The 5,616-nt window shown below is 68.6% G+C and carries 5 protein-coding genes; 4 read left to right on the top strand and 1 reads right to left on the bottom strand.

Going from position 1 to position 5,616, the window contains the following annotated elements:
• The 4 genes from ACR2JA_RS13410 to ACR2JA_RS13425 all read left to right on the top strand — a co-directional run.
• On the top strand, window positions 1-528 hold a 528-nt coding region (locus ACR2JA_RS13410; RefSeq protein WP_434009579.1), incomplete at its 5' end, for a methionine adenosyltransferase domain-containing protein.
• Between the two features lie 166 nt (window positions 529-694).
• Window positions 695-2,767 carry a PAS domain-containing sensor histidine kinase gene (locus tag ACR2JA_RS13415; protein WP_434009580.1) on the top strand — a complete coding sequence of 691 codons (2,073 nt, stop codon included), beginning with the start codon at window positions 695-697 and terminating at the stop codon, window positions 2,765-2,767.
• A 189-nt stretch (window positions 2,768-2,956) separates the two neighbouring features.
• Window positions 2,957-4,513, top strand: a complete 1,557-nt coding sequence (locus tag ACR2JA_RS13420; RefSeq protein ID WP_434009581.1) for a methyl-accepting chemotaxis protein — start codon at window positions 2,957-2,959, stop codon at window positions 4,511-4,513.
• A 33-nt stretch (window positions 4,514-4,546) separates the two neighbouring features.
• Window positions 4,547-5,017 (top strand): EVE domain-containing protein, encoded by a 471-nt coding sequence (locus ACR2JA_RS13425; protein WP_434009582.1) that lies wholly within the window; start codon window positions 4,547-4,549, stop codon window positions 5,015-5,017.
• Here ACR2JA_RS13425 and ACR2JA_RS13430 read toward each other — a convergent pair.
• Entirely contained in the window at window positions 4,992-5,525 is a 534-nt protein-coding gene (locus tag ACR2JA_RS13430; protein WP_434009583.1) for a DUF962 domain-containing protein, read from the bottom strand. The genes ACR2JA_RS13425 and ACR2JA_RS13430 overlap by 26 nt on opposite strands.
• Window positions 5,526-5,616: the final 91 nt, after the last annotated feature.

Genomic DNA, 5,616 nt, shown 5'->3' on the forward strand with positions numbered 1-5,616 from the left:
GTGCTGCCCAAGGAATGGCTGCAGAACACCCGCTACCTGGTCAACCCGACCGGCCGCTTCGTCATCGGCGGACCGCAAGGCGACTGTGGCCTGACGGGCCGCAAGATCATCGTCGACACCTACGGCGGCGCCTGCCCGCACGGCGGAGGCGCGTTCTCGGGCAAGGACCCGTCGAAGGTGGACCGTTCGGCCGCCTACGCCGCCCGCTACGTGGCCAAAAACGTGGTGGCAGCCGGTCTGGCGCGCCAGTGCCAGGTGCAGGTGGCCTACGCCATCGGCGTGGCCAAGCCGATGAACATCACCGTCTACACCGAAGGCACGGGCGTGATCCCCGACGACGAGATCGCCAAGCTGGTCGAGGCCCACTTCGACCTGCGCCCCAAGGGCATCATCCAGATGCTGGACCTGCTGCGCCCGATCTACAGCAAGACCGCCGCCTATGGCCACTTCGGCCGCGAAGAGCCCGAGTTCACCTGGGAACGCACGGACAAAGCGGTTGCACTGCGCGAAGCCGCCGGCCTCAAGTAAGCGAGCGCCAACACACGCCAGCCCCTGAGCGAAAGCCAGGGGCTTTTTTGTGCCTTTTTCCCGCGATGGCGACAGGGTCTGGGACTGAATTTCGGCGCGCGGCGGCCGATAGTGTGGGGACAAGTCATTCCGCCTGCCTCGGCAGGCCAGATCTGGAGCCCTTCTCATGGACCACACCACAGCCCCGGCACAGGCCGCTCCCGACCTTGAAGCCCTGGTGGCCCAGCGCACGCACGAGCTGCAGCAAGCCCTGGACCGCGCGCAGGCGCTGTACGACCACGCGCCTTGCGGCTACCTGTCGCTCGACGCGGACCTGCGCTTCGTCAACATCAACCAGACCCTGCTGCACTGGCTGGGCTACACGCGCGAGGAAGTGGTGGCGCACCGCGACCTGTTCGACCTGGTCGACCCCGCGCTGCGCGAGGTGATCCAGCAGCGGCTGCAGTCCCTGCAGCAGGGCGGGCAGACCGATGGCATGGAAATGGAGGTGCGCCGCAAGGACGGCAGCCGCCTGCAGGTGCTGGCTTCATCGACCGCGGTGTGCGACGCCGAAGGCCGCTTCCTGCACAGCAACACCACGGTGGTGGACATCAGCGAGCGCAAGGCGGCCGAGCGGCGCCTGAGCGCGCACGAGAGCTTCCTGCAGACCATCACCGACCGCATCCCGGTGCACCTGGCCTACTACGACAAGGACCTGGTCTGCCGCTTCGTCAACCGCGCGCACGCCCACGGCAACGGCAAGCACCCGCACGAGATGATTGGCGAGCCGTTGGCTCTGGTGGTGCCGCCCGATCTGCTGCCCGACATCCTGCCGCACGTGGCCGACGCGCTCAGCGGCCAGCCGCAGACCTTCGAGATCGAGCGCCCCGGCCCCGGTGACCAGCGCAGCTACTACGAGATCCACTACATCCCCGACACCCAGGACGGCCTGGTCGAAGGCATCTTCATCGAGCTGCACGACATCACCGACCGCAAGCGCACCGAAGAGTTCGTGCTGGAAGCCAACCGCGACCTGGAAGAGCGCGTGCGCGAACGCAGCGCCGAGCTGTTCCTGAGCGAGCAGCGCTACCGCCTGATGGTGGACGCGGTGCAGGACTACTGCGTCTATTTCGTCAACGAAGACGGCGTGATCACCGAATGGACGGAGAGCGCCCAGCGCCTGCACGGCCACCGCCGCCAGCAGATCGTGGGCAAGCCGTACCGCCAGTTGCTGGCCACCAACAACGCGGGCGAAGACGAGGTCGACCCCGACCAGGTGATGCGCCTGGCCAAGGCCCACGGCCAGTGGGAAACCCGCGGCTGGCGGCTGCGCGACGACGGCTCGCGCTTCTGGGCCCACACCGTGCTGACCGCGCTGCGCAACGAGGCCGGCGAGCTGCAGGGCCTCTCCAGCATCACGCGCGACATGACCGCCGCCAAGAGCCTGGAGGACGTGATGAACGACCTCAACAAGGAACTGGAAAAGCGCGTGGCCGAGCGCACCCAGCAGCTGGTGGCGGCCAACAAGGACCTGGACGTGTTCTCGCACATGGTCTCGCACGACCTGCGCGCGCCGCTGCGCCACATCGCCAGCTTCCTGGCCTTGCTGCAGGAGCAGCTGGGCGAGCACGGCGACAAGCTGGTCCAGCAATACCTCGCCTCCATCGCCAAGGCCAGCAAGCGCATGAGCCTGATGATCGAAGGCCTGCTGGAGTACGCCCGCCTGGGCCGGGTGGCCATCGAATCGCAGCCGGTGCCGCTGACCCCGCTGGTCGACGGCGTGATCGGCCACCTCAAGCAGGAACACCCGAACCGCAACATCACCTGGACGGTGGAAGAAGACCTGCCGGTGGTGCGGGGCGACGCCATGCTGCTGGCCGAGGTGTTCACCAACCTGCTGGAAAACTCGGTCAAGTACACCCGCACGCACGAGAGCGCGCACATCGAAGTGGGCTGGCGCGTCAACCCGGTGGGCGGGCGCACCTTCTATGTCCGCGACGACGGGGTCGGCTTCGACCTGGAAAAGGCGCACAACCTGTTCGTGATGTTCCAGCGCCAGCACCATTCGATGGACTTCGAGGGCACCGGCACCGGCCTGGCGCTGTCGCAACGCATCATTGAACGGCACGGCGGCCGCATCTGGGCCGAAACCGCGCCGGGCCAGGGCTGCGTCTTCTACTTCACCCTGCCCTTTGACGGTCTGGAGCCGGAACCCGAACTCGACTTTCCCAAGTCGTCCATGGCCGAGCTGACGATCTGACACGCTGGCCCTGCCAGCCTCCCCGGGGTTCACCTGACCGGCATCACCGCCGGCAGGCGAACCTTTTTTTTGGGCGCGCCCAGTAGCTCCAATGGCACGCCGGCCTCGTTCTTCCGGCGTATGCAGCCGCCGCGGAGCTGGCCGATCAACACCCATCAGGCCGTGGTGTTCACGGACCAGGAGATGGACATGGGTTGGGTTGCCAGGTTGCGCATCGGAGCACGGCTCGCGGTGGGGTTCGGTCTGATGCTGTTGCTCATCGCAGGGCTGATCGGTTCGTCCTATTTTTCGCTGCAGCGCATCGGCGAGCAGAACCACCAGCTGATCGAACAAGAGCTGGTGAAGGTGTCGGCGGTCGCCGTGATCGACACCGCCACACGGGCCAACGGCCTGGCCACCACCGAGCTGTTGCTGGTGGCACCCGATCAGGTGCCGGCCGTGCAAGCCCGCATCAACGCCAACCGCACGCGCATCGACGAGGCCCTCCAGACGCTGGACCGGCTGGTGACGCGGCCCGAGGGGCTGGCCGCCCTGGCCCAGCTGCGCGAGGCGCGCATCGCCTACGTGGCGTCGTTCGTGCAGGTCGCCCCCCTGGTGCAGGCCGGCCAGCTGGAGCAGGCGCGCCAGCTGGTGCGCGAACAAACCCTGCCCGCACTGGCCCGGCTGCAGGCCCCCATCGACACCCTGCGCCAGTTGCAAGACCAGCTGGCCCAGGCGCACGGCACATCGGTGACCCAGGGCATCACCAGCGCCCGCAACCTGTTGCTGGTGCTGGGCGCCACCGCCCGTCTGCTGGGCTGTGTGGCTTCGGTGGTGCTGGCGCGCAGCATCGTGCACCCGCTGCGCAGCGGCGTGGCCGTGGCCCACCGCATCGCCGCCGGCGACCTGACCCAGCCCTTGAACGCCCAGGGGGCCGACGAGGTGGCCGACCTGCTGCGTGCGCTGGCCACCATGCAGGCCAGCCTGCGCGAGCTTGTCGCGCAGGTGCACCAGGGCGTGGAACAGGTGGGCTCGGCCTCGACCCAGATCGCCAGCGCCAACACCGACCTGAGCGGCCGCACCGAAGCCCAGGCCAGCGCATTGGAACAGTCCGCCGCCTCGATGGAAGAGCTCACCAGCGCCATCGCCCTCAACGCCGATGCGGCGCAGCAAGCCCGCACCCTGGCCATGAACGCGTCCACCGCGGCCGAAAACGGCGGTGACACCGTCGGGTCGGTGGTGCGCATCATGCGCGGCATCGACGCCTCGTCGCAGCGCATCGGCGAAATCATCGGCGTGATCGATGGCATCGCTTTCCAGACCAACATCCTCGCGCTCAACGCCGCGGTGGAAGCCGCCCGCGCCGGTGAGCAGGGACGCGGTTTTGCCGTCGTGGCATCGGAGGTGCGCGCCCTGGCGGGCCGCTCGGCCGACGCGGCGCGGCAGATCAAACAGCTGATCGCCGCCAGCATGGAGCAGGTGCACGCCGGCACCGATCTGGCCGACCGCGCCGGCAGCGCCATGGGCGAGGTGGTGCATGAAATCAAGCGCGTGAGCCAGCTGGTGGTGGACATCGCCAACGCCATGCAGGAACAGAGCACCGGGGTGGGCCAGGTGGGCGAAGCCATCGCCCAGCTGGACCAGACCACGCAGCAAAACGCCGCACTGGTGGAAGAAACGGCCGCGGCCTCGCAAAGCCTGGACGAACAGGCACGCCACCTGGTGGCCTCGGTCGCGCGTTTTCGCCTCACCGCCCACCCGGCCTGACCCGGCAAGCCCGGCGCCGATAAGATCGGCCGCATGACACACCAGTACTGGCTGATGAAGTCCGAGCCCGAGGAGTGCTCGATCGACGATGCGCTGGCCGCCCCCGGTGCCACCGTGCCCTGGACCGGTGTGCGCAACTACCAGGCGCGCAACTTCATGCGCGACGCGATGCGGGTGGGCGACGGTGTGCTGTTCTACCACTCCAGCTGCGCCGAGCCGGGCATCGTGGGCCTGGCGCGCGTGGCCTCGGGCACACGGCCGGACCCGACGCAGTTCGACCCCGCCTCGCCCTACTTCGACCCCAAGTCCCAACCCGAGAACCCGCGCTGGCTGCTGCTGGACGTGCAGGCGCTGGAGAAGACCCGCCCGATCGGCCTGCCCGAGCTGCGCGCCACGCCCGAACTGGCCGACATGGTGCTGCTGCAGCGCGGCAGCCGGCTGTCGATCACGCCGGTGAGCGCGGCGCACTGGGCCTTCATCACCGGGCGGCTGATGGGCGGGTGACGCGCCGCACAGGCCCAGCTTGGGCCTCGATAAGCGGGCGCAGGTCGCGCTGACGGCCCGCTGCGCTCAGCACCTCGGCCACCAGGAACATCGGCCCCACCAGCAGGCCGCGCAGGTCGTCGAAGAAGGCGGGCTTGCGGCCCTCCCACACATGGCCCACGGTCTGGAACACCCAGCCGACCACGAAACTGCCCAGGCCCCAGCTCAGCCAGCTGGACAGGGGTGCCGCCCCCAGCGGGTGCGCCAGCGCCACCAGCACGCCCAGTGCCGCGATGGTCGGCAAGGTGACCGAGGCGCGGCCCAGCCGCAGGTACCAGACCGCCGTGAGCCCCCAGACCAGCCAGTCGGCCCCGGGCAGCACCGCACCGGCGCCCCCCATGGGCACCCGCGCCAGCAGCGCCGCGATGCCGAAGGCGATGAGCGGGATGCCGACGAAGTGGGTGGCGATGTTGCGCGGGTCGCGGTGGTAACGCGCGTACTCGATCAGTTGCCGGGTGGCGGGGTCCATGGTCGTCTCCTTATATCTTTCAGATCGTTGAAACTTCAGTGGTCAAGACGCGTTGGGTTGTCTTGACGGCTGAACTGGTTGACTCACCGCC

It is taken from the genome of Hydrogenophaga sp. (assembly GCF_051007235.1).
In the GTDB taxonomy this organism is placed as follows: domain Bacteria; phylum Pseudomonadota; class Gammaproteobacteria; order Burkholderiales; family Burkholderiaceae_C; genus Hydrogenophaga.